This window comes from Mesorhizobium sp. AR02 (genome assembly GCF_024746835.1).
Lineage (GTDB): Bacteria > Pseudomonadota > Alphaproteobacteria > Rhizobiales > Rhizobiaceae > Mesorhizobium.
Map to the genome: position 1 here is coordinate 2,999,635 of NZ_CP080531.1, position 25,607 is coordinate 3,025,241.

The window sequence follows — 25,607 nt, forward strand, 5'->3', positions numbered from 1 at the left end:
TCGGTCTGACTTTGGGGGATTTCGACATGCCTTTCCTGATTGCTGTCCTTGGCGTGCTCGGAGCGGCGGCGTTCTGGTGGTACCGGATGAAGGCCATGAACGATGCCGCGCGCGAGGTCGCCGATGTCGTTGGACGCGTGCAAGGCAACATCAGGCGCAAGAAGCTGCGCAAGCAGGCTGCCCTGTCGCCGCTGACGGCGATCGACGATCCGGTGGTGGCCGCCGCGACCCTGATCACATCGATCGTTTCCGAGAATGGGCCCGTTCTGCCGCAGCGCGAGGCCGTCATCCGCGCTGTCATTTCCGAGATCGCCGACAAGAAGAAGACCGACGAGGCGGTGATCTACGCCAAATGGGCGGCGTCACAGATCGACGACACCACGGTCGTCATCGACAAGCTGGCGCCGTTTCTGCGCGAGCGTCTCGACGTGGCCGAGCGAAACGACCTGCTGCAGATGGTCAACCGCGCCGCCCAGGGCGGCGAGAAGCGCCTTGAGATCGCCGACCAGCGCATGTTGCGGCTGCGGCAGAAGCTGGGTTTTGAAGTGAATTGAGTTTCCTGGTGCCACACTGACAGATCGCCGGCCTCGGCGATTGGCGCGAAACACCCTTTGCGTCGTCATCCTATGGCGGAGCAAGGAGCGAAGCGACGCGGCGTAGACCATAGGATCCATGCCGGGACTCGGAAGCGTCACCACGGTGCAGAATTCTGCTCCGCCGCACCCCACGATCAAGGTCACGGCATGGATCCTTGGGTCTTCGCTCCGCTTCGCGTCGCTACGCCCGAGGACGACGAAGTTACGCGTGCCAGCGAGACGCTCAGATCGCCTCGCCCTTCAACAGCTTCGGCGTGCCGGCCGACAGTCCCGAGGCCTGCCGGATGAAGAATTGCTTGAGGCGAGGCATGCGCTCGACGAGGCCAAGGCCGATGTCGCGGACGGTGCGCAGCGGGGTGATGTCGTTGGAAAACAGCCGGTTCAGCACATCCGTCGTGATGCCCATCTGCACCGTGTCGAAACGGCGCCATTGCTGGTAGCGCTCGAGCACGTCGAGCGCGCCGATGTCCTGGCCGAGCCGGTCGGCCTCGACGATCACCTCGGCAAGCGCTGCCACATCCTTGAAGCCGAGATTGAGACCCTGCCCAGCGATCGGGTGGATGCCGTGGGCGGCGTCGCCGGCAAGGGCTATGCGCGGTGCGACGAAGGCGCGCACGATGGTCAGGCCGAGCGGCCAGGCGCGCGGCTTGTCGGCAACGCGGATCTCACCGAGCTTCAGGCCAAAACGCTGTTCGAGTTCATGCTCGAAGACGAGGTCGTCGCCTTCCACCAGCGTTTTCGCATCTTCCGCGCGTTCGACCCAGACGATCGACGAGCGGTTGGTGCCGTCCGCGTCCGGCTTGAGCGGCAAGGTGGCGAAGGGGCCAGCCGGCAAAAAATGCTCTTCGGCGCGGCCATTGTGCGGGCGTTCATGCGCCACGGTGCAGACGATGCCGGACTGGCCATAGTCCCACTTCACCGTCTTGATGCCGGCCATGTCGCGCAGCTTCGAATTGACACCGTCGGCGGCGACCAGCAGCCGTGCCGTCAGCGCGGCCCCGTCGGCCAGGTGCACTGATATGCCGGCGCCATTGGTCTCGAAAGCCTGCACCGCGACACCTTCGATGATGTCGATGCCGAGCTTCTCGGCTCTGGCGCGCAAGGCGCCGTTCAACGCCCTGTTGGCCACCATATGCGCGAAGGGCTCGCCCGGCGCCACTTCGCCACCGAAGGTCAGGAAGACCGGGCGCACCGGATCGGCGCTGCGCGAATCGGTGATGATCATCTCGGTGATCGCCTGCGCCTGCGGCGCGATCTCGGCCCAGACGCCGAGCTGGTCGAGCATGCGGCAGGCGGCGGCGGCAATGGCCGAGGCACGACCGTCGCGTTGCCAGGCGCCGGCGGGCGCGGCATCGACCAGCGCCACGGCCAAATGGGGCCGCGCCTGCTTCAGCGAGACGGCGGTGGCCAGCCCGACATAGCCGGCGCCGGCGACGAGAACATCGAGCCCGGATCTGGTCTTGGCGTCCGCCTTGCGTTCCATTGTCTTGGCTCCTTGCGCGTCGGCCGGGCTTGCGCCCTTGACGGCTCGTTCTTCCTGTCGGAAACCGCCATAGCAATTTTGCGGCGAGGTCACAAAACATGACGGCGGCGATCGACGAGCTTCTGCGCATTCTCGACCTCGAGAGGCTGGAACACAATCTGTATCGTGGTCGCAGCCCCCAGGTGGAGTGGCAGCGTGTGTTTGGCGGCCAGACCATCGCCCAAGCGCTGGTGGCGGCGCAGCGGACGGTGGAGCCGGACCGCTTCGTGCATTCGCTGCACGGCTATTTCATGCGGCCGGGCGACATCCGGGTGCCGATCGTCTACGAGGTCGACCGCATCCGCGACGGTGGCTCCTTCACCACCCGCCGCGTGCTGGCGATCCAGCACGGCCAGGCGATCTTTTCGCTGGAAGCCTCGTTCCAGGTCGACGAAAAGGGGCTGGAGCATCAGTTCGCGCTGCCCGATGACGTGCCGCCGCCGGAAGGGTTGCAGACGCAGCGGCAGCTGCTCGAAAGGGCTGAGCGTGTGCCGGAAGCGGTGCGCCGCTTCTGGGCGCGCGAGCGGCCGCTGGAGCTCAGGCCAGTCAATCTCCAGCATTATGAGAGCCGCGACAAGCTGCCACCTCGGCAGAATGTCTGGATCCGCCTTGCCGGGCCGGTTCCCGACGACCGCGCGTTGCAATCGGTGCTGCTCGCCTATCTCTCCGACATGACGCTGCTCGACACCTCAACCTTCGCGCATGGGCGTGGCCTGTTCGATCCCGACATCCAGGCGGCGAGCCTCGACCATTCGATGTGGTTCCACCGGCCGCATTCGCTCGACGGCTGGCTGCTCTATGCGCAGGACAGCCCGTCGAGTTCAGGATCGCGCGGCTTCAGCCGCGGCACGCTCTATGCCCGCGACGGCACGCTGATCGCCTCGATGGCCCAGGAAGGTTTGATCCGGCTCAAGCGTTGAGCACTGCGAGTCTTGTTTGAGCAGGATCTCTGGACAAACGAAAACCGTTTGTCCGAGAAAACCGGGCTCGACTTTTCGGGATCATGCTCAAAGCCGGCAAATTAGGCAATTTCGAAAAATTGCATAATTTTTGAGCATGTGGCGTGCCGCAGGCACGGGCACCTGCTGGCTCCGGCCACCCCATTCCCTTTGTTTACAACAGGTTAACACGCTGCTTCGGCACTTGGCACGGAGCTTGAATCCTTGGGGGCACTCTCCGGCTCCTTGGGATCGGTGCAGTCGTGCAAACGCGGGGGACCGCAACAGCAAAGGGTGAAACCTTATGAAAATCGTGATGGCAATCATCAAGCCGTTCAAGCTGGACGAGGTACGCGAAGCGCTTACCGCCGTCGGCATCCAGGGCCTGACCGTCACCGAAGTCAAAGGCTACGGGCGTCAGAAGGGGCATACGGAAATCTATCGCGGGGCGGAATACGCGGTCAGTTTCCTGCCGAAGATCAAGATCGAGGTCGCGGTCAGTGCCGACATGGTCGACAAGGCCGTCGAAGCCATCACCGCCGCGGCCAAGACCGGCCAGATCGGCGACGGCAAGATCTTCGTTTTCGGCATCGACCAGGCGGTGCGCATCCGTACCGGCGAAACAGACACCGACGCGCTCTGAGCGGCGAACACGTATTCCAATGGAGAGTTCAATGAATATTCCTTCCACCTTGAAGACGACGGGACGGGCGGCCCTTCTGGGTTCGCTTGCTCTCGCAGCATTGGGCAGCGTCGCCGCCTTCGCGCAGCAAGCCGCTCCTGCCGCTGCCGCTGCCGCACCGGCTGCCGCCCCCACCCCGGTGCTCGATACCGGCAACACCGCCTGGATGCTGACCTCGACGGCGCTGGTGCTGATGATGACCATCCCGGGCCTGGCGCTGTTCTACGGCGGCATGGTGCGCAAGAAGAACGTGCTCGCCACCATCATGCAGAGCTTCGCCATCACCTGCTTGGTGACGGTGCTGTGGTTCATGTTCGGCTATTCGCTCGCCTTCTCCACCAATGATTCCGCCGGCCTGAACCAATATATCGGTGGTTTCTCGCGGTTCTTCCACCACGGCATCACGGTCTCGACGCTGTGGCTGCCGGGGGTCTCGAACATCCCTGAATTCGTCTTCTCGATGTTCCAGATGACCTTTGCGATTATCACTCCAGCGCTGATCGCCGGCGCCTTTGCCGAGCGTATGAAGTTTTCGGCGCTGCTGATCTTCATGGGCCTGTGGCTGGTGTTCGTCTATTGCCCGATCGCGCATTGGGTCTGGGGTGGTGGCTTCCTCGGCACGGCTGGCGTGCTCGACTTCGCCGGCGGCACGGTCGTCCATATCAACGCCGGTGTCGCGGGCCTGGTCTGCGCGCTGGTTCTGGGCAAGCGCGAAGGCTACGGCACCACCAACATGGCGCCGCATAACCTGGTCTATTCGGTGATCGGCGCCTCGCTGCTGTGGGTCGGCTGGTTCGGCTTCAACGCCGGTTCGGAACTGGCTGCCGACGGCCTTGCCGGCGCTGCGATGATGAACACGCAGGTCGCCACCGCTGCCGCGGCGCTGGCCTGGATGTTCGCCGAATGGATCGTCGCCAAGAAGCCCTCGGTGCTCGGCATCATCTCGGGTGCCGTCGCCGGCCTCGTCGCGGTGACGCCGGCTTCCGGCTTCGTCAACCCAACGGGTGCCTTCATCATCGGCATCGTCGCCGGCGTGCTCTGCTACATCTCGGCGGTCAAGGTGAAGCACATGTTCGGCTATGACGACTCGCTCGATGCCTTTGGCGTCCACGGCGTCGGCGGCATCATCGGTGCGTTGCTCACCGGCGCACTGGCCGATCCGGCGATCAACGCGCTCGGCAAGGGCGGCTCGGTGGTCACCCAGCTCTACGGCATCGTCTTCACCATCCTGTGGACGGCGATCGCCACCTTCGTGATCCTCTACATCGTCAAGGCGCTGGTTGGCCTGCGTCCGACGACCCAGGAAGAGGTCGAAGGCCTCGACATCTCCCAGCATGGCGAAGTGGTGCCGTAAGGCGAACTTTGCCAACGGGGCCGGCGGATCCTCCTCCCGCCGGCCCCATGGTTCCTCCACGCAACTCATGCCTGAAAACCGCAGTTCGGATTTCCCAGGAGTTGCCAAAGAGATCCCGTCGTGACGTTCTCGAAAGAGGCTCACGCATTGAGGCCCGAAGCAATTCGGGCCTCTTTTTTTGGAAAATCGTACGCTTCGAAAAGACGAAGGAGGAATCGTTTTTCGACGTGATCACGTTCGCGTGATGCGCCAACGGGAAGAAACATAGGGCTTTCCGGCTCCGTACTGGAGTAGCGAGCGCCGTTCTGGCGCTCGCTACCAACAGGGAAGGAACCAACTGATGAACATTAAAAACATCTTCCTGGGAGCACTGGCTTTGTCGATGGTCAGCGGTGTTGCACTTGCTGGCGCGCTCGACGAGCCCGCCAACATGGCGCCGTTCTTCACCGATGCCGGCATGAAGACCATGAAGTCCGAGGCGGATTTCAAGGCAGCCTGGGCCTCGACGGCCAAGGACAAGCAGGACACGATGATGAAGGAATGCCAGGACGCGGCGATGAGCAAGCCTCACGCCGAATTCTGCGCCAACCTGATGATGTATGCCGGTCACAAGTGATTGCGCGAGATCGGGTCCGGAAGGGCCCGATCGTTTTGTCGTTGCCAAGGAAGAGATGGCGGGCCTCGCGGCTCGCCATCTTTGTCTGCAAGGCGGCATCGGTAAAAAGCCATGGTTAATGCCGCCTTAACCTTCCCACAGCTAGTCTGGCCTCCGAATCTGCCGGAGTGCGTCATGCGCTCGGGCCAGGCAATCACTGACGGGGAAGAGCATGCGTTCAGGGGCTTCAGCACCGCTCGCGATGGCCGATACGGGGCACGGCATCCAGGCTTTCGCACGGCGCCAGGTCGGTCGGCTGGTCGGCGCCGGCCTGTTCCTGGCTGTCGCCTTCGGGGTTGCCAGCCTCGCCACATGGAACGTTGCCGATCCAAGCTTCTCGCACGCCACCAACAACACCGTCACCAACGCCATGGGCTATGCCGGCGCTGTGTTCTCTGACCTCGCCATGCAGTTCTTCGGCCTCGCCGCGGTTGCCGCGCTGGTCCCGGCTGTCATCTGGGGATACCTCCTGTTTTCGGCGCGCGGCGTCGACAGGCTGCCCAAACGCGGGCTGTTCTGGTTCGGTTTCGCGCTGCTCGCCGCCGCGATCGCCGGCTGCGTCGTTCCGCCCAAGACCTGGCCGCTGCCCACCGGCCTCGGTGGCGTGTTCGGCGACATGGTGCTCAAAATTCCCGGCATCCTCATCGGCGGCTACCCGACCGGGCTGATCGCCAGCGTGCTTGCCGTTTTGCTGGCCGCGCCGACGCTCTGGCTGTTCGCCTATGGCTCGGCGCTGATCGGGCGCAAGAACGGCTTCGCCGTCATGGAAGAGCCTGCTGCCGCCGATCCACGCGAGGATGATCTCCTGTTCGACAATGACGAGGATGAGGGCGACGAGGGCATATTGGCGCTGGGCGCGATTACGCATTGGTGGCTCTCGTTGCGCGCCTGGATGCATCGGCGCGCGGTGCGCCGCAGGCAGGAGCGGGACGAATACGAGCCGGAGATGGAGCAGCGCTCCACCGCCTGGCGCCGCGCCGCCGAACGGGTCGAATCGGCCGAGTTCGCCGAGCAGCGGATGAGCCAGGACGGCCGCGCCCGTGTCGAGCCGGAATTCTTCGCCGCCATGGTCAATGACCGCAGCGTATCCGTCGATCCGGATGATGACGATATCTTCGATCGCGATGACGAGGACATGGATTTCGACGACGAGCCCGTCACCCAGCGCCGTGCCGCGTCAACGGCCAAGGTGCAGCAGTTCCGCTCCGACGCCGCCACCCGCGTCGAGGCGCCGGCGGCGCGCCCCGTGCCGGGCGCCCGCGTCCAGCGCGAGGCGCAAACCTCGCTGATCGGCTCGGACACGTTCGAGATGCCGTCGCTGCATTTCCTGTCCGAACCGAAGAACGTGGCGAAGGATCCGAGCCTGTCGAAGGATGCGCTGGAACAGAATGCGCGCCTGCTCGAGGGCGTGCTGGAGGATTTCGGCGTCAAGGGCGAGATCATTGCGGTACGCCCCGGTCCGGTGGTCACCCTCTATGAGCTGGAACCGGCGCCCGGCATCAAATCGTCGCGCGTCATCGGCCTCTCCGACGACATCGCCCGCTCGATGAGCGCGATCGCTTGCCGCGTCGCCGTCGTGCCGGGGCGCAACGCCATCGGCATCGAACTGCCGAATGCCAAGCGCGAAACCGTCTACCTCAGGGAGATACTGGCCAGCCGCGATTTCGAGACGACCAAGTCCAAGCTGGCGCTGGCTCTGGGCAAGACCATCAATGGCGAGGCGGTCATCGTCGACATCGCCAAGATGCCACACGTGCTGGTCGCCGGCACCACCGGTTCGGGCAAATCCGTCGCCATCAACACCATGATCCTGTCGCTGCTCTACAAGCTGACGCCGCAGGAATGCCGGCTGATCATGATCGACCCGAAGATGCTGGAACTTTCGGTCTATGACGGCATCCCGCATCTTTTGACGCCCGTCGTCACCGATCCGAAAAAGGCGGTGGTGGCGTTGAAATGGACGGTGCGGGAGATGGAGGACCGTTACCGCAAGATGTCCAAGGTCGGCGTGCGCAACATCGACGGTTTCAACGCCCGCGTTCAGCTGGCCGAGAAAAAAGGCGAGAAGATTTCGCGCACCGTGCAGACGGGTTTCGACCGCCAGACCGGCGAGGCGATCTACGAGACCGAGGATCTCGATCTCGAGCCGATGCCCTATATCGTTGTCATCATCGACGAAATGGCCGACCTGATGATGGTCGCCGGCAAGGACATCGAAGGTGCGGTGCAGCGTCTGGCGCAGATGGCGCGTGCCGCCGGCATCCATGTCATCATGGCGACGCAGCGTCCGTCGGTCGACGTCATCACCGGCACCATCAAGGCCAACTTCCCGACCCGCATTTCCTTCCAGGTGACGTCGAAGATCGACAGCCGCACCATCCTGGGCGAGCAGGGCGCCGAGCAGCTGCTCGGCATGGGCGACATGCTCTACATGGCCGGCGGCGGCCGCATCCAGCGCGTGCACGGCCCGTTTGTCTCCGATGACGAGGTCGAGAAGATCGTCGGGCATCTGAAGCTGCAGGGCGTGCCGGAATATCTCGACGCCATCACAGAGGATGATGACGAGGACGACGACGAACCGTCCGGCAAGGGCGGCGGCTCCGGTGGCGGTGGCGGCGGCAATTTCGAGGATTCCGACGATCCCTACGACCAGGCGGTCGCGGTGGTGCTGCGCGACGGCAAGGCGTCCACCAGCTACATCCAGCGCCGTCTCGGCATCGGCTACAACCGCGCCGCCTCGATCATCGAGAAGATGGAGAAGGAAGGCATTGTCGGCCCGGCCAACCACGCGGGAAAACGCGAGATCCTGGTGCCGACCGAAGACGACAAATTCTGATGGGAAGCCGGCCGCAACCTTGAACCCTGCGGCGCGTTGAAGCGAGGGAGCACCTTCCGTCCGCCAAACTTCAGCCCAACTGGGGGCTCAGGAACAACGATAGATACAGGAATCACCACGAGAGTGACCGCCATGAAAAACGATCTTTCAGCACTCGGCAATTTCGCCCCGACCCGCCGCCAGCTGCTTGGCCTCGGCCTTGTCGCTGCGGGTGCCGCCGCCATCAATGTGGTGCCCGGATTCCAGCTGCTGGCCTCGGCGCAAGCCGCCGTGCCCGCTGCCGCGCAGAAGATCGCCGACCATTTTTCCTCGGTCAAATCGATGAGTGGCGAATTCGTCCAATTCGGCCCCAAGGGCGAGCAGACCGGCGGCAAGTTCTTCCTCGAACGGCCAGGCAAGATCCGCTTCAACTATGACGGGGCGTCGAATTTCAAGGTGATTTCGGACGGCAAGTCGGTGGTCATCCTCAACAAGAAAATGAACACGTCCGATCTCTATCCGCTGTCGAAGACACCGCTGAAATTGCTGCTCGACGACCGCATTGATCTCTCCGGCGACCGCGTCAAGAGCGTCAAGGAAGAAGACGACCTCACCACGATCAAGCTCGCTGACAAGTCGGTGTTCGGCAATGCGATGATCACCATGATGTTCGATCCGAAAACCTATGATCTGCGCCAGTGGACGATCACCGACGCGCAAGGCAAGGACACCACGGTGATGATCTTCAACACCAAGGAAGGCGTCAGCTTCGCGCCCGACACGTTTGCCATCGACTATACGGCCAACCGCGAGCTGAATACGAAGACGCGCTAAGGTACGCAGATATTCAGGTGAGGCCGGCCTGCGAATGGCGGCTTCCCGCGCTTCCGGCCTTGGCCGGCCGAAGCCACACGATTGGCATGACAGTTAAGGCTACGGCCGGCGTAGGCCGGTGCTCACGTACTTTTAAGTACGCTCCGCTCTTCGCAAGGGCGACCCCTGAAGCCACCATTCTCGACTCGGCCTGACCTGAATCTCAGCGCACCTTGGGCCCCCGCCTGAGCAGGTTCTGAGCTTAGCCCGGCTTGTCTTTACCGCGCCCGGCTGGCAGTTTCCGGATTGACTCCCTCAAAGGCGTCTTCTTCGTCTGGGTCCATCGGTCCTGGCTGGGAAGCACGCTGCCTCCGGATTGCCAAATGTCTTTTTCCATCGCCACCTGGAACATCAACTCCGTGCGCCTGCGCATGCCGATCGTCGAGCGCCTGCTCGACGAGTACGCCCCCGATGTGCTCTGCCTGCAGGAAACGAAAGTTCCCGACGAGCTGTTTCCCGAAAAGGCATTCCGCAGGCTCGGCTACCAGCACATCGCCTTCCATGGCCAGAAGGGCTATCACGGCGTGGCGACCGTGGCGCGGCGGCCGATCGAGGTGGTCGAAAAGCGCCGCTTCTGCGAGATCGAGGACAGCCGGCATCTGTCGGTGACGGTGCGCGCCGGCGGCAAGACGATCCTGCTGCACAATTTCTACGTCCCGGCGGGCGGCGACGAGCCGGATCCCGAAATCAACAAGAAGTTCAGGCACAAGCTCGATTTCGTCGCCGAGATGAACGCCATCCGCGCCGAGCACAGCGAGGTGTCCGCCTCGGTGCTGGTCGGCGACCTCAACATCGCGCCGCTCGAGCATGATGTCTGGTCGCACAAGCAATTGCTCAACGTGGTCAGCCATACACCGGTCGAGACCGAAAACTTCGAGGCGATGCGGCTCGCCGGCGACTGGGTCGACCTGATGCGGCTCAACGTGCCGCTTGATCAGAAGCTATACACCTGGTGGAGTTATCGCGCGCAGGATTGGGAAGCGTCCAATCGCGGGCGGCGGCTCGACCACGTCTGGTCGTCGCCAAACCTGGTGCCTGATTTCGCCGGCTACGAAATCCTGCGGGCGGCGCGCGGCTGGGAACGGCCATCAGACCATGTGCCGGTCATTGCGCGGTTTGCTCTCGACTGATTATCCGGACTGGCGGTGTTCCCATTCCGGCCGCAGCTGCGCCATGACCAGTTCGTCGCGGTGTATGCCGTTGAAGAACGCGCTGCCGCGCGCAATGCCTTCGGCCTTGAAGCCAACGGCCTCGTAGGCACGGCGCGCGCGATGATTGTCCGGGAAGAGGCCGATGCTGAGCCGATAGGCGTCGGTCTCGACAAAGACCCGATCGACCGCCGCCGCCAGCAGCATTCGGCCCTGGCCTTGCCCCGGTGCGATGACGGCAATGCGCTTGACCAGTGTCACACGTTCGGCAGAAGCCCAACCGCGCAGGATGACGAAGCCGATCGGCACGGAACCATCGATCCCTACAAAATAGGCGTGGGCGCCGTCGGCAAAGGCTTCGCGATGACGTGGCTCATCCCAGCGCCCGACGAGCGCGTCGTAGCCCTCGCGCCGTTCGGTGGCCATGATGAAGGGCAAGTCGTTTTCGGTGGCGCGAACAAGCTGAAAGGTCATGTTCGCATTGCGCCTCAGCCGGAAAACCGTGGCGCCAGCTCCTCGATGCGGCGGATCATGGCCTGGAATTCCTCGGAGATGCGCTGGTGCAGCTTCACCGCCACTTCCGGATATTCCTCCAGGATGCGGCGGAACATCTTACGGCTGAGCCGGATCACTTCCGAGTCGATTTCGGCCGAAGCGCTGGTCAGCCGGTTGCTGTCGGCGATCAATGCCAGTTCGCTCAGGATGGTGCCGGGGCCGGCGGTGCCAATCGGGATGCGTTCGCCACTCTGCTCGCGATAGAGCACGATGCGTCCGCTGACCACGACATAGGCCGAATCGGCCTCGTCGTCCTCGCGGTAAAGTTTGTGGTTGGCCTGCAACAGGGTGTTCTCGGCGCCGAAGGCGAGCAGGCGCAGCTGTTCCTGCGTGAAACCCTCGAAGAGCCTCACGGCGGACAGGATGCGGATGTCGTCATCCAACGCCATCTCTAGCTGCGTCCCCGAACGGTCAGTCCAATCCCTCCTTCACGAGTCGATCCTGAATCTCCTCCAACAGGATCGCACCCGAACGCGGCCCCGCCCAGACCGCACATTGGATAATGAAATGTTTAAGGAACCAGCTTGTAGCCACCGCTTTCTGTCACAAGAATTTCCGCATTGGAAGGATCGCGCTCGATCTTCTGGCGCAGTCGGTAGACATGGGTTTCCAGCGTGTGCGTGGTGACGCCGGAATTGTAGCCCCAGACCTCCTCCAGCAGCACGTCGCGCGTCACCACCTTCTGGTCGGCGCGGTAGAGATATTTGATGATCGAGGCTTCCTTCTCCGTCAGCCGCACCTTGCCACCACGCGGGTCGATGAGCAGCTTCTGGCTGGGCTTGAAGGTGTAGGGGCCGACCGAGAAGGTGGCGTCCTCGCTCTGCTCATGCTGGCGCAGCTGCGCGCGGATGCGCGCAAGCAGCACCGCGAAGCGGAACGGCTTCGTCACATAGTCGTTGGCGCCGGCCTCGAGCCCCAGAATCGTGTCCGAATCGGTGTCGTGGCCGGTCAGCATGATGATGGGCGCCTTGTAGCCGCCCTTGCGCAGGATCTTGACGGCCTCGCGGCCATCCATGTCGGGCAGGCCGACATCCATGATGAGCAGGTCGATGAGGCCGCCGCGTGCCGCGGTGACGCCTTTTGCCGCAGTCGCTTCCTGCAGCACGTCGAATTCCTCATAGAGGGCGAGCTGCTCGACCAGCGTGCCGCGCAGGTCGTCATCGTCGTCGACGATCAGAATGGTGCGTGAAGTCATGGATCAATCCGTTGTTTTGAAAAGTGAATTCAGTTGACCGCTGCGTATTTATGCGGAAGCTGGCCGACACAATAGCCGATCACAGTGATTTGTTCCGTGGCACGATCATACAAGAAAAAACGCGATCGCAATGCAGCCGGCGCAATTTTGCTGAAACGGCTGCGTGTGCTGACCGTGCGGGCAAGGCCCGGCCACCCCAACCAGGGCCTGCTGCAGGCCGGCAAAACGGTGTTTGCCTGCGCGCTGGGGCACGGCGGCATCTCGGCCGACAAGCGCGAGGGCGACGGCGCCACGCCGCTCGGCTCGATGCGCATCCTGTCGGGTTATTTCCGGGGAGATCAGTTTGCCGGTGGCCGCCGGACGCGGCTGGCGATGACGCCAATCGGGCCCGACCTCGGCTGGTGCGAAGTGCCCGACGACCGCAACTACAACAGGCCGGTCAAGATCCCCTACGGCGCCAGCCATGAACGCATGCGGCGTGACGACCGGCTCTATGACGCCTGCCTGGTGCTCGACTGGAACATCGCACCGCGCCGCCGCGGGCGCGGCAGCGCCATCTTCTTCCACTTGGCACGCCCCGGGTTCACGCCGACGCAAGGCTGCGTCGCGGTGACCGCGCGCACGATGATGCGGTTGCTGCCGCTGCTGTCGGACCGGACGGTGGTGAGGGTGGTGAGGTAGGGAATGGGCAGTAGGGCAGTAGGGCAGTAGGGCAGTAGGGCAGTAGGGCGTGTCTTCCGGTGCCCTGACTTCCCCTATTGCCGTACTGCCCTACTGCCTTACTCCCCTATTTCCTCCGACCCGGCTTCTGCCAACCCGTCCCCAGCAGGCCGATGTCGCGGAGCTCCCGATCCATCACCTGCGCGACGTCGCGGCGCTCGGCGCCGATGTCGCGCAGCTGGCTGTCGGAGAGACCTTCCAGCGACTCATGCGGAAGCCGGGCGGCGACCCGCGCCTGACGCAGCCAATCGATTGCGACGCGCAGCCAGGGTGCGATGCCGGAGCGGGATTTGAGGGCGGTGTGGGACTTCAGAACGATCTCGGTCATGGCTTTATCCGGTTTCTCCGGATGTCAAATCCGGTTTGAAGGTATCTCGATGCTGCAATCATGCCGGATTGAAAAATATACGGGAAACGAGTAGTTCTTTTCAGATCATCAAGTTTTATTTGGAGATCGGATGTCCCGCCTCCTGCCCGGAACGCGCGCGCTGAGGACCTTCGAGGCGGCGGCGCGTCACCTCAATTTCACCCGCGCCGCCGACGAGCTTGGGCTGACGCCGGCCGCGGTCAGCCACCAGGTCAAGGAAATCGAGGATCAGCTCGAGCTGGTGCTGTTCACGCGCACCAGCCGCACCATGCGGCTGACGGAAGCGGGAAACGTGCTGTTCGAGGCGTCGATCGACGCGCTCGATCTGCTCAACCGGGCGGTGTCTCGGGCCCGCAAGATGACGCGCGGCACGGCGCTGCTGAAAGTGACGCTCGACGCCCAGTTCGCGACAAAATGGCTGATGCGGCGCGTCGAGGATTTCCGCAAGCAGAGGCCAGGCATCGAGCTCAGGTTCGACATCACCTACGAAGTCCGGGATTTCGAACTCGACGATGTCGATGTAGGCATCCGCTTCGGCGCCGGTAAATATCCGGGGCTTTGCGCCCACCGGCTGTTCGACAACATCATCATCCCGGTGTGCAGCCCAGGCCTGTTGGTGTCCGGGCCGCCGCTGCGGGAGCCGCGCGATCTCTTCAACCACACGCTCGCCCATATCGAATGGGCGCGTCAGGGCGTGACATGGCCGAACTGGCACATGTGGATGGCGGCGGCCGGTATCGACGATTTCGACAACAGCCGAACGATCGTTTTCGTCAACTCCTCGGATGCCGTTCAGGCGGCGCTCGACGGCAACGCCGTCGCGCTTGCCGATTTCGCCATGGTGGCCAACGACCTGTCCGAAGGCAGGCTGGTGCGGCCTTTCGAACTTGGCATCAAAGTCGCGCCGGAATTCGCCTATTTCCTGGTCTACCCTAAGACGGTGGCAAACGATCCGCGCATCGTTGCCTTTCGCGACTGGATTCTTGAGGAGGTGGCGAGGACGCCAACCGTGGACGGGGTTTAGCGAGGCCGCCGAGCAAGACCTTTTCGTTCAAGACCGGGCGTTGTGGCCGAAGATCATGCGGGTGTATTTCTTCCATTTCCATTTCAGGCTTTTGTACAAACGCGGGTAGTTTTTCGCCGAAATGGACGTCTGGAAAGCGCCGTTTTCGCTGCCTTGTTCGACAATCGGCCGCTCGAACCACAGCATTTCAATGCCGAGCTTCTCGTCCATCTGTTCGACCTGGTGGTCGATCGAGGTGTATATCTTGTTCTGCTCGATCCAGGCGCAACGGGCTTCGGCGACGGGGCGGGTGATGAGGTAGGAATCGGTGCATCTGGCATGCAGAGCCGGGTAGAGCCTTTGGCCCTTCCGCAGTTTCCAGCTCGGCGTGTAGTAGTTGCTGCCATTGCCGAGATAGATGACGGCCTTGCGCGTGGGGCCGCCGAGTTCGGCAAGCCCCTGCCGGAACTTGGCGACGAAGTCGCGGGCGAGGAAGACGTCGTCCTCGAAGACCAGGCAATAGGGCAGGTCGGTCTCGAGGAAATCGCGCCAGATGCCGACATGCTTGAGCGCCAGCGAGACGGCCGGCGGGTGGGTAAAGGCAGGGGCGACCAGCTCGTTGCGGATCTCCGGGGTGACATCGGGCCGGTCCCAGTCGGTGTAGAAATAGACCGGCACGCCACGCCGCTCGAATTCGCGGACGATGTGGCGGCGCCGGTCGTCATAGCCCTGCTTGACGTGGCAGATCCGGGTGAACACCAGGTCGCGTGGAAATCCGGCTGCCATCGTCAACGCACCGTCTCAGCTTGCCGCGGCGCCGAACCAGCCGATCACCGCGCCGATGATCAGCAGGACACCCAGCCAGTGGCCGCCATCGATGAGGGTCAGGTCCCAGCCGAAATTCTCGTAGCGATGGTTGACCGACAGCGTCGTGGCGACGAAACCCAGCCAAAGCACGAAGCCGAAGACAAGCCCGGCAAGCAGTGTCGGCTCGCCGCCGGTCATCGCGCCGACGACCAGAGCCATGATGTAGGCCATGACCAGCTCGGCGATGAAGCTGATGACGAAAGGCAGCGGCGACTTCTTCATCGTCGCCGGATCGAGCCTGGCGGCCTTCAGCCACGGCTTGCTCAACGCCATGTACCAGGCGGCGCCGAACAGCCAGGCCAAGACAGCGGCGGCGATCACCGCCAGCCAGTTCACTGCTGAAAAATCCATGAGCTTCCCCCTCCAGATGCAGGCCGTGCGGCGTGCTCTATCTTTTTGTTTCGAGCAATTCCTGTGGGAAAACCGCTACACACTTTTCCTGGAATTGCTCCAGCTTTGTATCAAGCGCTTCGGCGATGGCGTCAAGCAAAGCGCCAGACGGTGGTGCGCTTGACCAGGGAATCCTCCAGTGCCCGCGTGACGTCCACTTCATAGACCGCAAGCGGCTCCAGCCCTGTCTTCGGCATATAGGACCGGCCGGGATCGCCGACGAAGATCTCCGCGCCGCGCGCCTTGAGCGTTGCGAACCACGGCATCAGGCGGTCGGCGAAGGATTTGTCGTAGAAAACATCACCGGCCAGCACCACGTCCCAGCCCGCATCTGTACCGATGCAGTCGGTACCGAGGAATTCGATGCCGACGCCATTGGCCTCGCTGTTGAGGCGAATCGCGGTGGCGCAGAACGGGTCGATGTCGGCGGCGATCACTTGAGCCGCGCCGGCCTTGGCGGCGGCGATGGCGACGAGGCCGGAACCCGAGGCGAAGTCGAGCACGCGCTTGCCCCGCACCGTGTCGGGATTGTCCAGGACATAGCGGGCGAGGCCCTGGCCGCCGGCCCAGGCAAAGGCCCAGAAAGGCGGCGGCAGGCCGATCTCGACCAGCTCGTCCTCGGTCCGCTGCCAAAGATCGTGCGCTTCATCGGCTAGGCGCAGAACAATCTCTGGCACATGCGGCGGCGCCATCAGCGCCGTGTTGTCGAGGATGAATTGCTTGGCGCTGTGCGGGGTGAGCGCCGTCACGGAGCAGGCGTCAGGCCGCCCATGCGGCAGACTTCCTTCCATTCGGCCGGAGTGACCGGCTGCACGGAAAGCCGTCCGAGCCGCACCAGTGCCATTTCGGCAAGTTTTGGGTTAGCCTTGACCTGTTCCAACGTCGGCGGGTTCGGCATGTCTTTGACGGCGCGGATATCGACACATTCCCAGCGCGGATCATCCGAAGTGGTGTCGGGGTGGGCCAGCGCACAGACTTCGGCGATGCCGACGATGTTGAGCCCCTCATTGGAATGGTAGAAAAAGCCGAGATCGCCGATCTGCATGGCCTTCATATTGTTACGGGCGGCGTAGTTGCGAACGCCGTCCCATTGCGTGCCGGCCTTGCCCTTGGCCTTCAACGCCTCGAAGGAGAAAACCGAGGGTTCGGATTTGAACAGCCAGTAATTCATGTTTTCTCCTCCTTGCGATCCAGGTACGGCGACTGGAATTAACTAGCCGCCGGCTTGTTGAACGTCCAGTTCCACGGGCGGATTTCGACGCTCTCGAACAGGCCCGCCTTGGCATAGGGGTCGGCGGCCGACAAGGCCTGCGCCGCGGCCAGATCAGGCGCCTCGACGACCACGAGGCTGCCATTGGGCTTGCCGTCGGCATCGAGGAACGGACCGGCAAAGGCCAGTTTCTTCTCCGCATTCAGCCCTTCGAGAAAGGCGACATGCACGGGCCGCGTGTCGAGGCGTATCTGCAGGCTTCCCGGCTTGTCTTTGCAAACAAAAGCAAACAGCATGCTCTTCTCCTTGTCGTCAGATCAATCGTTGGTTTCGGTCTTCAACGGCCGGGTCATCAGTGCGGTCACGGCCTGGCGGATGGTGATGGTGCCGTCCAGTATGGCCGCCACGGCCGCGATGATCGGCGCGTCGATGCCGCGCTCGGCGGCGATGCGGGCGGCGATCGCCGCCGTCGGCACGCCCTCGGCCAGCGGCAGTCCGGCAAGCGCCTTGCCTTGCCCGAGCGCCAGCCCATAGGCGAAATTGCGCGATTGTGCCGATGAGCAGGTCAGCAAAAGGTCGCCAAGGCCGGAAAGGCCCATCAAGGTCTCGGGCCTGGCACCGAAGGCGGCACCGATGCGGCGCAGCTCGACGAAGCCGCGCGTCACCATGGCGGCCTGGGCGCTGGCGCCAAGCCCGGCGCCGGTGACAGCACCGGCGGCAATGGCAAAGACATTCTTCAAGGCGCCGCCGATCTCGACGCCGATCAGGTCGTCGCTCGAATAGCAGCGCAGGTTTTCCGCCGAAAAGCGGGCGGCAAGATCGGCGGCCAAGGTCTCGTCGCCGGCGGCGACCACGACCGCTGTCGGCAGGCCACGGGCAACGTCGGTGGCGAAGCTCGGGCCGGACAGCGCGGCGATCGGATTTCGCGGCAGGATCTCCTCGACGATTGCCGACAGCAAGGCGCCGGTGTCGCGCTCGATGCCCTTGGCGCAGAGAACAAGCGGGATGCCGGGAGGCATATGGTCCTTCGCCGCCGCCAGCGTTGCCCGCAAGGATTGCGCCGGCGTCACCGCCAGCACGCAATCGGCGCCGGTGAGCGCTGCCTTGATGTCGCTCGTCGCCTCGATGCCGGGCGCAATCGTGATGCCAGGCAGGTAGCGCGGGTTCTGGCCCCGGCCGATTGCGGCCACGGTTTCCGGGTCACGCGCGAACAGCCGCACCGAATGGCCGGCGCGCAGCATGGCCAGCGCCAGCGCGGTGCCCCAGGCGCCGCCACCGAGCACGGTGACGCGCCAGGCGCTTTTGCCCGGATTGTTCCTGGCTCGACCCATCATGCCTTGGCTCCGCGCCGGCCGGAGCCGACCATCGGCGCCGAGATGCTGTCGAGCGGCCAGCGCGAACGCGGTACGAAATCGAAGCCGTTCTCCTGCGCCATGCCTTCCCGCAGCCGTTCGATGCCGGCCCAGGCGATCATCGCCGCATTGTCGGTGCAAAGGTTCAGCGGCGGCGCGACGAAGGTGAAGCCGGCGTCAGTGCAGAGCTGCTCCAGCGTCGCCTTGATCGTGCGGTTGGCGGCGACGCCGCCGGCGACGACTAAAGCCGGGTTTTTCGTGCCGGGAAATGTTTGGCTGAATCGTGCCAGTGCGCGCGAGACGCGGTCGGCAAGCGCATCGGCGACCGCCGCCTGGAACGAGGCGCAGATGTCGGCGACGTCCTGGTCGCTCAGCGGCTCGATGGCTGTCGCCGCCTGGCGCACGGCGGTCTTCAGGCCAGAGAAGGAGAAGTCGGGCTGCGCCGAGCCCTTCATCGGTCGGGGAAAGGCAAAGCGCGAGGCGTCGCCTGATCGAGCCGCCTTCTCGACATTCGGTCCGCCGGGATAGGGCAGGCCGAGCATCTTGGCGGTCTTGTCGAAGGCTTCGCCGAGCGCGTCGTCGATGGTGGTGGCCCAGCGCTGATAGTCGCCGACACCGCGCACGGCGAGGATCTGAGTGTGGCCGCCGGAAACCAGCAGCAGCAAATAGGGGAAGTCGAGCCCGTCGGTCAGCCTTGCGGTCAAGGCGTGGCCTTCGAGGTGATTGATGGCGATCAGCGGCTTGCCTGCCGCCGCGGCGATCGCCTTGGCCGTCATCAGCCCGACGATCAGGCCGCCGACCAGGCCGGGGCCGGCGGTGGCGGCGATGGCATCGATATCGGCAAGGGCCGTGCCCGAATCGGCAAGCGCCGCCTCGATGATGCCGTCCAGCGCCTCGACATGGGCGCGCGCGGCGATCTCGGGCACGACACCGCCGAAGGCGGCATGCTCCTCGATCTGGGAAAGCACGACATTGGACAGGATTTTCGGCGCAGCATCGCCCTCCAGCGCCACGACGCTGGCGGCGGTCTCGTCGCAACTCGTCTCAATACCCAGAACGCGGATCAATTCGTCGCTATCCCTTAGAGATTGAATAGCAGGCCTTTCCCCATTAGGAGAAAGCCCGGCAAGGCCTCGGTTATTTTAGCCGCATTTCTGCGACGCCAAGTGGCTCCACTTGGCTGCAAAATGCTCTGCCCGGGGGTTATCATGGACCGCGCGCTATGCAAACAATCTTGAAAATCGGAACACGCGGCAGCCCGCTGGCGCTGGCGCAGGCGCATGAAACGCAGGCGCGGCTGATGGCCGCGCATGGCCTGCCGGCGGAAGCGTTCGAGGTTATCGTCATCTCGACCAGCGGCGACCGCATCCAGGACAGGCCGCTGTCGGAGGCCGGCGGCAAGGGCCTGTTCACCAAGGAGATCGAGGAAGCGCTGCTCGCCGGCGCGATCGACATCGCCGTGCACTCGTCGAAGGACATGCCGACGCAACTGCCCGAAGGCCTGGAGCTCTCCGCCTTCCTGCCGCGCGAGGACGCGCGCGACGCCTTTGTCGGCAAGGCGGTGAAGACGATCGCCGACTTGCCGCACGGGACAAAAATCGGCTCGTCGTCGCTCAGGCGGCAGGCGCTGATCCGCCGCATGCGGCCGGATCTCGACGTGGTGATGTTCCGCGGCAATGTGCAGACGCGGTTGCGCAAGCTCGACGAAGGGGTCGCCGCCGGCACCATCCTCGCCTATGCCGGGCTGAAGCGGTTGGGGCTGGAGCACGTCGCCACCGATCTGATGCCGCTCGACATTTTTCCGCCCGCACCCGGACAAGGGGCGATCGGCATCGAGACCCGGATCGGCGACCGCGATGTCGAAAAGATGCTGGTGGCCATCCACGATATGCCGACCGGACAGGCGTTGGCTTGCGAACGTGCCTTCCTGGCGGCGCTCGACGGTTCTTGCCGCACGCCGATCGCCGGCTATGCGGCGATCGAGGCCGGAAAGCTCACTTTCGCCGGCCTGATCATCTCGCCCGATGGCACGCAGTCGCACACGGTCGAACTGCAGGGGTCGGCACAGGATGCCGCCCGCATCGGTGATGAGGCCGCTCGGACGGTGCGGGCCAGGGCCGGCGAAAAATTCTTCGACGGCTGGCTCTGAACATGCTTCGCGTCCTGGTGACCAGACCGGAACCGGGCGCCTCGCGCACGGCGCGGCGGCTTCAGGACATGGGGCTCCAGCCGGTTGTTCTCCCGCTGACCGAAACTGTGGCCTTGCCTGCCGATGCCGGGCTTTTTCCAGATGACGCTGTCGCCATTGCTGTCACCAGCGCCAATGCCGTGCGCCATGCCTCAAAAGAGGTGATCGCGGCGCTTGCTGCTCTGCCTTGCCATGCCGTGGGCGCCAGGACCGCCGAAGCGGCGCGCAAAATGGGATTCTCGGCGGTCATTGAAGGTTCCGGCGATGCCGAGGCGCTGTCAGAAAGCATCGCGGCAGCTTTTCCCGGCAAGGCAATCGTCTACCTCTGCGGACGCGTGCGGTTTCCGGTGTTCGAGCAGAGGCTGCAAGCGGCTGGAGTCCAGGTCAGCGCCGTGGAGACGTATGACACGCTCCCGGTGCGGTATTCCGACGAGACCATCCTTGCACTGCTGTCCAGTCAACCGGTCGATGCGGTGCTGCTCTATTCGGCCAAGGTCGCCGCCGCCATGCAACTCATGGCCGACCGGCCGGCTCTGCAGAGGGTCTTTGAAAAGACACGTTTTTTCGCGCTTTCCGCACGCATCGCCGCTGCTCTCGACGACAGCGCCGGCAAAGCAATCCGTATTGCGGCGCAGCCCGACGAGGAGGCGCTGCTGGCGCTTTTGCGGGTGCTGCCCTGAGCCGCGTCATCACACCGCCCCTTTTCACCGCTTGGTGATGTGCTAGACCCTTTCTGAACCATCACGCGCCGGCAGGCGTTGAGACGAAGCGAAGTTTGCGGAGCCCAGGCATGGTCAAGACGCCGAAGATGCGACACTCGAAAAGCCGCCGCGAGCCGGTGACCATCGATCTCGAGCCAGGTGCCGTCTCCCGCATCGCCGACGAGGATGCCGCGAAGTCGCCAGCGGCAACCGAAGAAGCCCAGGCCGTGGAAGGTTCTCAGGCAGAGGTTCCCGAAGAGCCGGTGCATGCAGACCAGACCGATCTCGAACCCTGGGAGCATGCCGATGCCGCGACCGCCGGCTCGGCCGAGGCAGAAACGCCAGCAGAGGCGGAGGCCAAAGCCACTCAACCGGACCTGCCCTATCCCGGTTCGGATGCGTCAGCCAGTCGCGCCAAGGCCTCCGACTATAATTTCGAGGATGCATCGGCAAAGCGTACCGACGACAGCAAGGCGAAAACTCAGACACGGGGCGAAAAAATGGCGCCAACACCTGCTGCGGCAAAACGTGGTGGTCTCAACGGCATCGCCGCCGGCATCATCGGTGGTGTCATCGCGCTGGTCGGCGCCGGCGGCCTGCAATTTGCCGGTCTGCTCGGCGCGCCGGGTTCCGGCGCTGGTGTCTCGCTGGACGGCGTCAATGGCGAGATTGCTTCGCTGAAGAGCGACATCGCCGGCTTGAAGGAAACCGGCGGCAACAACGACGCAGAGGCCAAGGTGGTCGGGCTTTCCTCGGGCCTGGAGCAGGTCAAGGCCGATGTCGCGGCGCTGAAATCGGCGGTCGAACAAGGCGGCGCGGGCGACAATGCCGGGCTTGCTGCCCTGAGCGACAAGGTCAAGCAGATCGAAACCGCGGTCGCCGCCCTCGGCAAGGCCGGCAGCGCGGCACCGGTCGATCTTGGCCCGCTCAACGAAAAACTGGCCGGCCTCGATGCGCTGGTGAAATCAACAGGCGAGGCGGCGAAGGCCTGGGATGGCCGGCTCACCGCGCTGGAACAGTCTGTGTCGCAGCTTTCCGGCAAGGTCGAGGCGGCGGCAGGACAGCCGAAGATCGCGCTTGCCATCGCCGCGTCGGCTTTGAAGTCGGCGCTCGAACGCGGCGCGCCGTTCTCGGCGGAACTCGATACGCTGGCCGCGATTTCACCCAATGCGCCTGAGATCGCGACGTTGCGGCCCTATGCCGAAAAGGGCGTCCCGACCCGCACCGAGATCGCCTCGCAGATGGATGCCGCCGCCAATGCCATGGTCGCCGCCGCCACGCCGGTCGACCAGAATGCCGGCTTCCTGCAGAACCTGATGTCGAGCGCCGAATCGCTGGTCAAGGTCAGGCCGATCGGTGCGGTCGAGGGTCCCGGTGCGCCGGAAACCGTGGCGCGCATGGAAGTGGCGGTCACCCAGGGCGACTATGCCAAGGCGCTCAGCGAGTATGGCACGCTGCCCGAAGCGGTGAAGGCGGCGGGCGCCGACTTTGCCGGCAAATTGAAGGCGCGCATCGAGGTCGAAACCCAGGTCGACGCGCTGATCTCCGGCGCGATGAAGGCATGAGGGCAACACGATGATCCGCCTGCTCGCCTTCCTCATCGTCGTTTTCGCGCTCGGGCTGGGTTTTGCCTGGCTGGCCGACCGGCCGGGCGACATGGTCGTCACCTTCAACGGCTACCAGTACCAGGTCAGCCTGATGGTGGCGGCGGTTGCGGTCGTTGCCGTCGTCGCCGCCGTGATGATCCTGTGGTGGCTGATCAGGTCGCTATGGAACAGCCCCTACACCATCTCGCGCTATTTCCGCGTGCGCCGCCGCGACCGCGGCTATCAGGCACTGTCGACCGGCATGATCGCCGCCGGCGCCGGCGACGGCGCGCTGGCCCGCAAGAAGACCAAGGAAGCGGCCAAGCTGATCCGTTCCGACCAGGAACCGCTGATCCATCTTCTGGAGGCGCAGGCGTCGCTGCTCGAAGGCGACCATGAAGGCGCCAGGCAGAAATTCGAGAGCATGCTCGACGATCCCGAAATGCGGCTGCTCGGCCTGCGCGGACTCTATCTCGAAGCCGAACGGCTGGGCGACCGCAATGCCGCCAGGCACTATGCCGGCCGTGCCGCCGCCGTGGCGCCGCAACTGGCCTGGGCCGCCGAATCGACACTGGAAGAGCTGACCGCGCGTGGCGACTGGGACGGCGCGCTGAAACTGGTCGACGCGCAGAAGTCGACGCGGCAGATCGAACGCGACGCCGCCAATCGCCGCCGCGCCGTGCTGTTGACCGCCAAGGCGCAGGCGCTCGCCGGCAGCGATCCTGCCACGGCAAGGACGGCGGCGCTCGAGGCCAACAAGCTGCAGCCGGATTTCGCGCCTGCCGCCGTTGCCGCTGCCGCCGCACTGTTCAAGCAGAACGATGTGCGCAAGGGCTCGAAGATCCTCGAAGCCGCGTGGAAGGCCGAGCCGCATCCGGAGATCGCCGAGCTCTATACCCATGCAAGGCCGGGCGATGCCGTGCTCGACCGGCTCAACAGGGCGAAGAAGCTGCAGGAAATGAAGAAGAACCACGCCGAGTCGTCGATGACGGTGGCGCGTGCCGCACTCGACGCGCAGGATTTCGCCACCGCTCGCCGCGAGGCCGAGGCTGCGATCCGGATGGACCGCCGCGAGGGTGCCTATCTGCTTCTGGCCGATATCGAGGAGGCCGAGACCGGCGACCAGGGCAAGGTGCGGCAGCTGCTGTCCAAGGCGGTGCGGGCGCCGCGCGATCCGGCCTGGGTCGCCGACGGCGTCGTGTCGGAGCGCTGGGCGCCGGTATCGCCGGTCACCGGCCGGCTCGACGCCTTCGAGTGGCGCGCGCCGATGGAGCGGCTTGGCCAGTTGATCGACAGCCGTGACGATGCGCCGGACGTCGCAGTTGTAGCTATCGAAGCGCCGGCCCCGCCGGTGTCGGAAAAGCCGATCGACGTCGTCGATCATGCTGTCCAGGGCAGCGAGGCAACGGGCAAGGGAACCGATAGAAACGAAGACCACGTCACGCCGGTCACGGCCGCTGCCTTCGCGGCGGTGCCGGCCGAGGCAGAGGCCGTCGAGCCGGCGGAAGAACTGGCGCGCTTGCCGGACGACCCGGGCGTCGATCCTGACGAGGAAGCAGAAAAGTCGCCACGCCGGTTCCGGCTGTTTTGATTTTGGCCATTGGGTGATTGACTTGGCCTGTGGGCCGTTGGGGAATGGATTGATGTTCGAACGCGTTCTGTCGTTTCTCAGGGATTTGCCGGCCGGGCCCGGTGCGCACACCAGCACGGATGATCCGCGCGTCGCCGCCTCGGCGCTGCTCTACCATGTGATGAATGCCGATGGCGTGCGCCAGGATGTCGAGTGGGAGCGGTTCAAGGCGGTGCTCTCCGAGAGCTACTCGATCAGCGGTGCCGAACTCGAAGCGCTCGCCGCTGCCGGTGAGCGCGCCGACAATGAGGCGATCGACCTCTATGCCTTCACCAGCGTGCTCAAGCGCCATCTCGACGCGGAGGGGCGCAAGGCCTTCATCGGCCTGATGTGGGAGATCGTCTATGCCGATGGCGAGCTGCATGAGCTAGAGGACAATACAGTGTGGCGCGTCGCCGAGCTGATCGGCGTCGAGCGCCACGACCGGGTCGAGGCGCGCCGCAAGGCAGCGGCGCAAGCGCCGGGCGCGCGTGGAATTTCGAGCGACGAATAGACGGGATCTCGCCTGACGATGCCGCGCAGAACGAGTTCGAAGCCAAAAATCCTGATCGTGCTGCATCAGGAGAATTCGAGCCCCGGACGCGTCGGCCACATGCTGCTCGAAGAGGGGTTTGAACTCGACATCCGCCGGCCACCGCTGGGCGACGCCTTGCCGGAAACGCTGGATGGCCATGCCGGCACGGTGGTGTTCGGCGGGCCGATGAGCGCCAATGACGAGGACGAGTTCGTCCGCCGCGAGACCAACTGGCTGGAAATTCCGCTCAGGGAAAACCGGCCATGTCTCGGCATCTGTCTCGGCGCGCAGATGCTGGTCAACCATCTCGGCGGCAAGGTCGAGGGGCACGGTGAAGGGCTGGTCGAGATTGGCTGGTATCCGCTCAAGGCGACCGAGGCCGGCAGGAAACTGATGCACTGGCCGGACATGGTCTACCAGTTCCACCGCGAAGGCTTTTCATTGCCGAGGGACGCGACGCTGCTGGCGACGGCCGATACCTATCCCAACCAGGCCTTCCGCTACGGCGACAATGCCTGGGGCATCCAGTTCCATGGCGAACTGACCCGGGTGATGATGCAGCGCTGGGTGGTGCGCGGCGCGCACCGCTTCGAATTGCCGGGCGCGCAGCCCGGCCGCGATCACCTTGGCGGCCGGCTGATCTGGGACATGCATCTGAAGCGCTGGCTGGACGAGTTTTTGCGGATGGTGTTTGGGACGCCGGCGGTGCGATAGCTCCATCGCAATTCCGGACGGAGAACCGTTTC

The 25,607-nt window shown here is 64.2% G+C and carries 28 protein-coding genes; 16 read left to right on the top strand and 12 right to left on the bottom strand.

Annotated elements, in window-relative coordinates:
* The first annotated feature begins 26 nt into the window (after positions 1-26).
* On the top strand, positions 27-554 hold the full coding sequence (locus DBIPINDM_RS18575; RefSeq protein ID WP_258588599.1) for a hypothetical protein: 528 nt from the start codon (positions 27-29) through the stop codon (positions 552-554).
* A gap of 265 nt (positions 555-819) precedes the next feature.
* Here the strand turns inward: DBIPINDM_RS18575 and DBIPINDM_RS18580 are convergent, their stop codons facing one another.
* Complete coding sequence (locus DBIPINDM_RS18580; RefSeq protein WP_258588600.1) at positions 820-2,079, bottom strand: ubiquinone biosynthesis hydroxylase; 1,260 nt, start codon at positions 2,077-2,079, stop codon at positions 820-822.
* A gap of 98 nt (positions 2,080-2,177) precedes the next feature.
* Here DBIPINDM_RS18580 and tesB point away from each other — a divergent pair, with 98 nt between their 5' ends.
* From tesB to DBIPINDM_RS18615, 7 genes are all read left to right on the top strand, one after another.
* On the top strand, positions 2,178-3,038 hold the full coding sequence (tesB, locus tag DBIPINDM_RS18585) for an acyl-CoA thioesterase II (RefSeq protein ID WP_095202728.1): 861 nt from the start codon (positions 2,178-2,180) through the stop codon (positions 3,036-3,038).
* Between the two features lie 322 nt (positions 3,039-3,360).
* Complete coding sequence (locus tag DBIPINDM_RS18590) at positions 3,361-3,699, top strand: P-II family nitrogen regulator (RefSeq protein ID WP_013528889.1); 339 nt, start codon at positions 3,361-3,363, stop codon at positions 3,697-3,699.
* Between the two features lie 31 nt (positions 3,700-3,730).
* Positions 3,731-5,092, top strand: coding sequence for an ammonium transporter (locus DBIPINDM_RS18595; protein WP_416361764.1), 1,362 nt, complete (start codon positions 3,731-3,733; stop codon positions 5,090-5,092).
* Positions 5,093-5,432: 340 nt separating this feature from the next.
* Complete coding sequence (locus tag DBIPINDM_RS18600) at positions 5,433-5,708, top strand: hypothetical protein (protein ID WP_258588601.1); 276 nt, start codon at positions 5,433-5,435, stop codon at positions 5,706-5,708.
* 211 nt (positions 5,709-5,919) lie between these two features.
* Positions 5,920-8,583, top strand: a complete 2,664-nt coding sequence (locus tag DBIPINDM_RS18605) for a DNA translocase FtsK (RefSeq protein ID WP_258588602.1) — start codon at positions 5,920-5,922, stop codon at positions 8,581-8,583.
* Between the two features lie 132 nt (positions 8,584-8,715).
* Positions 8,716-9,396 (top strand): outer membrane lipoprotein carrier protein LolA, encoded by a 681-nt coding sequence (locus tag DBIPINDM_RS18610; RefSeq protein WP_258588603.1) that lies wholly within the window; start codon positions 8,716-8,718, stop codon positions 9,394-9,396.
* A 362-nt stretch (positions 9,397-9,758) separates the two neighbouring features.
* Entirely contained in the window at positions 9,759-10,565 is an 807-nt protein-coding gene (locus tag DBIPINDM_RS18615) for an exodeoxyribonuclease III (protein ID WP_258588604.1), read from the top strand.
* Here DBIPINDM_RS18615 and DBIPINDM_RS18620 read toward each other — a convergent pair whose 3' ends face one another.
* From DBIPINDM_RS18620 to DBIPINDM_RS18630, 3 genes are all read right to left on the bottom strand, one after another.
* On the bottom strand, positions 10,566-11,057 hold the full coding sequence (locus DBIPINDM_RS18620) for a GNAT family N-acetyltransferase (RefSeq protein WP_258588605.1): 492 nt from the start codon (positions 11,055-11,057) through the stop codon (positions 10,566-10,568).
* 14 nt (positions 11,058-11,071) lie between these two features.
* Positions 11,072-11,527 carry a Crp/Fnr family transcriptional regulator gene (locus DBIPINDM_RS18625; protein ID WP_258588606.1) on the bottom strand — a complete coding sequence of 152 codons (456 nt, stop codon included), beginning with the start codon at positions 11,525-11,527 and terminating at the stop codon, positions 11,072-11,074.
* A 122-nt stretch (positions 11,528-11,649) separates the two neighbouring features.
* A complete protein-coding gene (locus tag DBIPINDM_RS18630) occupies positions 11,650-12,333 on the bottom strand; it encodes a response regulator transcription factor (protein WP_010912284.1) in 684 nt (227 codons plus the stop codon).
* A gap of 144 nt (positions 12,334-12,477) precedes the next feature.
* Between DBIPINDM_RS18630 and DBIPINDM_RS18635 the strand changes: the two genes are divergently transcribed.
* The gene (locus DBIPINDM_RS18635) at positions 12,478-13,014 is read left to right on the top strand and encodes a L,D-transpeptidase family protein (protein ID WP_258589297.1); all 537 of its coding nucleotides are present in this window, start codon (positions 12,478-12,480) and stop codon (positions 13,012-13,014) included.
* A 106-nt stretch (positions 13,015-13,120) separates the two neighbouring features.
* On the opposite strand, the gene DBIPINDM_RS18640 is transcribed toward DBIPINDM_RS18635, so the two are convergent.
* Positions 13,121-13,381, bottom strand: a complete 261-nt coding sequence (locus DBIPINDM_RS18640; RefSeq protein ID WP_258588607.1) for a hypothetical protein — start codon at positions 13,379-13,381, stop codon at positions 13,121-13,123.
* Positions 13,382-13,511: 130 nt separating this feature from the next.
* On the opposite strand from DBIPINDM_RS18640, the gene gcvA reads away from it, so the two are divergent.
* Positions 13,512-14,444, top strand: a complete 933-nt coding sequence (gene gcvA / locus DBIPINDM_RS18645) for a transcriptional regulator GcvA (RefSeq protein ID WP_258588608.1) — start codon at positions 13,512-13,514, stop codon at positions 14,442-14,444.
* A gap of 27 nt (positions 14,445-14,471) precedes the next feature.
* On the opposite strand, the gene DBIPINDM_RS18650 is transcribed toward gcvA, so the two are convergent.
* The 7 genes from DBIPINDM_RS18650 to tsaD all read right to left on the bottom strand — a co-directional run bounded on the left by DBIPINDM_RS18650 (position 14,472) and on the right by tsaD (position 19,309).
* Positions 14,472-15,209, bottom strand: coding sequence for a glycosyltransferase family 25 protein (locus DBIPINDM_RS18650; RefSeq protein ID WP_258588609.1), 738 nt, complete (start codon positions 15,207-15,209; stop codon positions 14,472-14,474).
* A gap of 15 nt (positions 15,210-15,224) precedes the next feature.
* Positions 15,225-15,641 (bottom strand): DUF1761 domain-containing protein, encoded by a 417-nt coding sequence (locus tag DBIPINDM_RS18655; RefSeq protein ID WP_258588610.1) that lies wholly within the window; start codon positions 15,639-15,641, stop codon positions 15,225-15,227.
* A gap of 131 nt (positions 15,642-15,772) precedes the next feature.
* Complete coding sequence (locus DBIPINDM_RS18660; protein ID WP_258588611.1) at positions 15,773-16,471, bottom strand: class I SAM-dependent methyltransferase; 699 nt, start codon at positions 16,469-16,471, stop codon at positions 15,773-15,775.
* Positions 16,426-16,851 (bottom strand): EVE domain-containing protein, encoded by a 426-nt coding sequence (locus tag DBIPINDM_RS18665; RefSeq protein ID WP_258588612.1) that lies wholly within the window; start codon positions 16,849-16,851, stop codon positions 16,426-16,428. The genes DBIPINDM_RS18660 and DBIPINDM_RS18665 overlap by 46 nt, the downstream gene beginning before the upstream one ends.
* 38 nt (positions 16,852-16,889) lie before the next feature.
* Positions 16,890-17,186, bottom strand: a complete 297-nt coding sequence (locus DBIPINDM_RS18670) for a YciI-like protein (protein ID WP_258588613.1) — start codon at positions 17,184-17,186, stop codon at positions 16,890-16,892.
* Between the two features lie 21 nt (positions 17,187-17,207).
* The gene (locus DBIPINDM_RS18675) at positions 17,208-18,224 is read right to left on the bottom strand and encodes an NAD(P)H-dependent glycerol-3-phosphate dehydrogenase (RefSeq protein WP_258588614.1); all 1,017 of its coding nucleotides are present in this window, start codon (positions 18,222-18,224) and stop codon (positions 17,208-17,210) included.
* Positions 18,221-19,309 (bottom strand): tRNA (adenosine(37)-N6)-threonylcarbamoyltransferase complex transferase subunit TsaD, encoded by a 1,089-nt coding sequence (gene tsaD, locus DBIPINDM_RS18680; protein WP_258588615.1) that lies wholly within the window; start codon positions 19,307-19,309, stop codon positions 18,221-18,223. Before tsaD ends, DBIPINDM_RS18675 begins: the two co-directional genes overlap by 4 nt.
* A gap of 155 nt (positions 19,310-19,464) precedes the next feature.
* Between tsaD and hemC the strand changes: the two genes are divergently transcribed.
* The 6 genes from hemC to DBIPINDM_RS18710 all read left to right on the top strand — a co-directional run bounded on the left by hemC (position 19,465) and on the right by DBIPINDM_RS18710 (position 25,575).
* On the top strand, positions 19,465-20,391 hold the full coding sequence (gene hemC, locus DBIPINDM_RS18685) for a hydroxymethylbilane synthase (protein ID WP_258588616.1): 927 nt from the start codon (positions 19,465-19,467) through the stop codon (positions 20,389-20,391).
* Positions 20,392-20,393: 2 nt separating this feature from the next.
* Positions 20,394-21,110: a uroporphyrinogen-III synthase gene (locus tag DBIPINDM_RS18690; RefSeq protein WP_258588617.1), complete on the top strand. Its 717-nt coding sequence runs from the start codon at positions 20,394-20,396 to the stop codon at positions 21,108-21,110.
* A gap of 110 nt (positions 21,111-21,220) precedes the next feature.
* A complete protein-coding gene (locus DBIPINDM_RS18695; RefSeq protein WP_258588618.1) occupies positions 21,221-22,696 on the top strand; it encodes a COG4223 family protein in 1,476 nt (491 codons plus the stop codon).
* A 10-nt stretch (positions 22,697-22,706) separates the two neighbouring features.
* A complete protein-coding gene (locus DBIPINDM_RS18700) occupies positions 22,707-24,308 on the top strand; it encodes a heme biosynthesis protein HemY (RefSeq protein WP_258588619.1) in 1,602 nt (533 codons plus the stop codon).
* A 52-nt stretch (positions 24,309-24,360) separates the two neighbouring features.
* The gene (locus DBIPINDM_RS18705; protein ID WP_258588620.1) at positions 24,361-24,840 is read left to right on the top strand and encodes a TerB family tellurite resistance protein; all 480 of its coding nucleotides are present in this window, start codon (positions 24,361-24,363) and stop codon (positions 24,838-24,840) included.
* 18 nt (positions 24,841-24,858) lie between these two features.
* On the top strand, positions 24,859-25,575 hold the full coding sequence (locus DBIPINDM_RS18710) for a glutamine amidotransferase (protein WP_258588621.1): 717 nt from the start codon (positions 24,859-24,861) through the stop codon (positions 25,573-25,575).
* Positions 25,576-25,607 lie beyond the last annotated feature (32 nt).

Bases quoted from the DNA above. Each gene is read 5' to 3' on its own strand.
- DBIPINDM_RS18575 (WP_258588599.1), top strand. From the start codon at position 27: ATGCCTTTCCTGATTGCTGTCCTTGGCGTGCTCGGAGCGGCGGCGTTC.
- DBIPINDM_RS18580 (WP_258588600.1), bottom strand. From the start codon at position 2,079: ATGGAACGCAAGGCGGACGCCAAGACCAGATCCGGGCTCGATGTTCTC.
- tesB (WP_095202728.1), top strand. From the start codon at position 2,178: ATGACGGCGGCGATCGACGAGCTTCTGCGCATTCTCGACCTCGAGAGG.
- DBIPINDM_RS18590 (WP_013528889.1), top strand. From the start codon at position 3,361: ATGAAAATCGTGATGGCAATCATCAAGCCGTTCAAGCTGGACGAGGTA.
- DBIPINDM_RS18595 (WP_416361764.1), top strand. From the start codon at position 3,731: ATGAATATTCCTTCCACCTTGAAGACGACGGGACGGGCGGCCCTTCTG.
- DBIPINDM_RS18600 (WP_258588601.1), top strand. From the start codon at position 5,433: ATGAACATTAAAAACATCTTCCTGGGAGCACTGGCTTTGTCGATGGTC.
- DBIPINDM_RS18605 (WP_258588602.1), top strand. From the start codon at position 5,920: ATGCGTTCAGGGGCTTCAGCACCGCTCGCGATGGCCGATACGGGGCAC.
- DBIPINDM_RS18610 (WP_258588603.1), top strand. From the start codon at position 8,716: ATGAAAAACGATCTTTCAGCACTCGGCAATTTCGCCCCGACCCGCCGC.
- DBIPINDM_RS18615 (WP_258588604.1), top strand. From the start codon at position 9,759: ATGTCTTTTTCCATCGCCACCTGGAACATCAACTCCGTGCGCCTGCGC.
- DBIPINDM_RS18620 (WP_258588605.1), bottom strand. From the start codon at position 11,057: ATGACCTTTCAGCTTGTTCGCGCCACCGAAAACGACTTGCCCTTCATC.
- DBIPINDM_RS18625 (WP_258588606.1), bottom strand. From the start codon at position 11,527: ATGGCGTTGGATGACGACATCCGCATCCTGTCCGCCGTGAGGCTCTTC.
- DBIPINDM_RS18630 (WP_010912284.1), bottom strand. From the start codon at position 12,333: ATGACTTCACGCACCATTCTGATCGTCGACGACGATGACGACCTGCGC.
- DBIPINDM_RS18640 (WP_258588607.1), bottom strand. From the start codon at position 13,381: ATGACCGAGATCGTTCTGAAGTCCCACACCGCCCTCAAATCCCGCTCC.
- gcvA (WP_258588608.1), top strand. From the start codon at position 13,512: ATGTCCCGCCTCCTGCCCGGAACGCGCGCGCTGAGGACCTTCGAGGCG.
- DBIPINDM_RS18650 (WP_258588609.1), bottom strand. From the start codon at position 15,209: ATGGCAGCCGGATTTCCACGCGACCTGGTGTTCACCCGGATCTGCCAC.
- DBIPINDM_RS18655 (WP_258588610.1), bottom strand. From the start codon at position 15,641: ATGGATTTTTCAGCAGTGAACTGGCTGGCGGTGATCGCCGCCGCTGTC.
- DBIPINDM_RS18660 (WP_258588611.1), bottom strand. From the start codon at position 16,471: ATGGAAGGAAGTCTGCCGCATGGGCGGCCTGACGCCTGCTCCGTGACG.
- DBIPINDM_RS18665 (WP_258588612.1), bottom strand. From the start codon at position 16,851: ATGAATTACTGGCTGTTCAAATCCGAACCCTCGGTTTTCTCCTTCGAG.
- DBIPINDM_RS18670 (WP_258588613.1), bottom strand. From the start codon at position 17,186: ATGCTGTTTGCTTTTGTTTGCAAAGACAAGCCGGGAAGCCTGCAGATA.
- DBIPINDM_RS18675 (WP_258588614.1), bottom strand. From the start codon at position 18,224: ATGATGGGTCGAGCCAGGAACAATCCGGGCAAAAGCGCCTGGCGCGTC.
- hemC (WP_258588616.1), top strand. From the start codon at position 19,465: ATGCAAACAATCTTGAAAATCGGAACACGCGGCAGCCCGCTGGCGCTG.
- DBIPINDM_RS18690 (WP_258588617.1), top strand. From the start codon at position 20,394: ATGCTTCGCGTCCTGGTGACCAGACCGGAACCGGGCGCCTCGCGCACG.
- DBIPINDM_RS18695 (WP_258588618.1), top strand. From the start codon at position 21,221: ATGGTCAAGACGCCGAAGATGCGACACTCGAAAAGCCGCCGCGAGCCG.
- DBIPINDM_RS18700 (WP_258588619.1), top strand. From the start codon at position 22,707: ATGATCCGCCTGCTCGCCTTCCTCATCGTCGTTTTCGCGCTCGGGCTG.
- DBIPINDM_RS18705 (WP_258588620.1), top strand. From the start codon at position 24,361: ATGTTCGAACGCGTTCTGTCGTTTCTCAGGGATTTGCCGGCCGGGCCC.
- DBIPINDM_RS18710 (WP_258588621.1), top strand. From the start codon at position 24,859: ATGCCGCGCAGAACGAGTTCGAAGCCAAAAATCCTGATCGTGCTGCAT.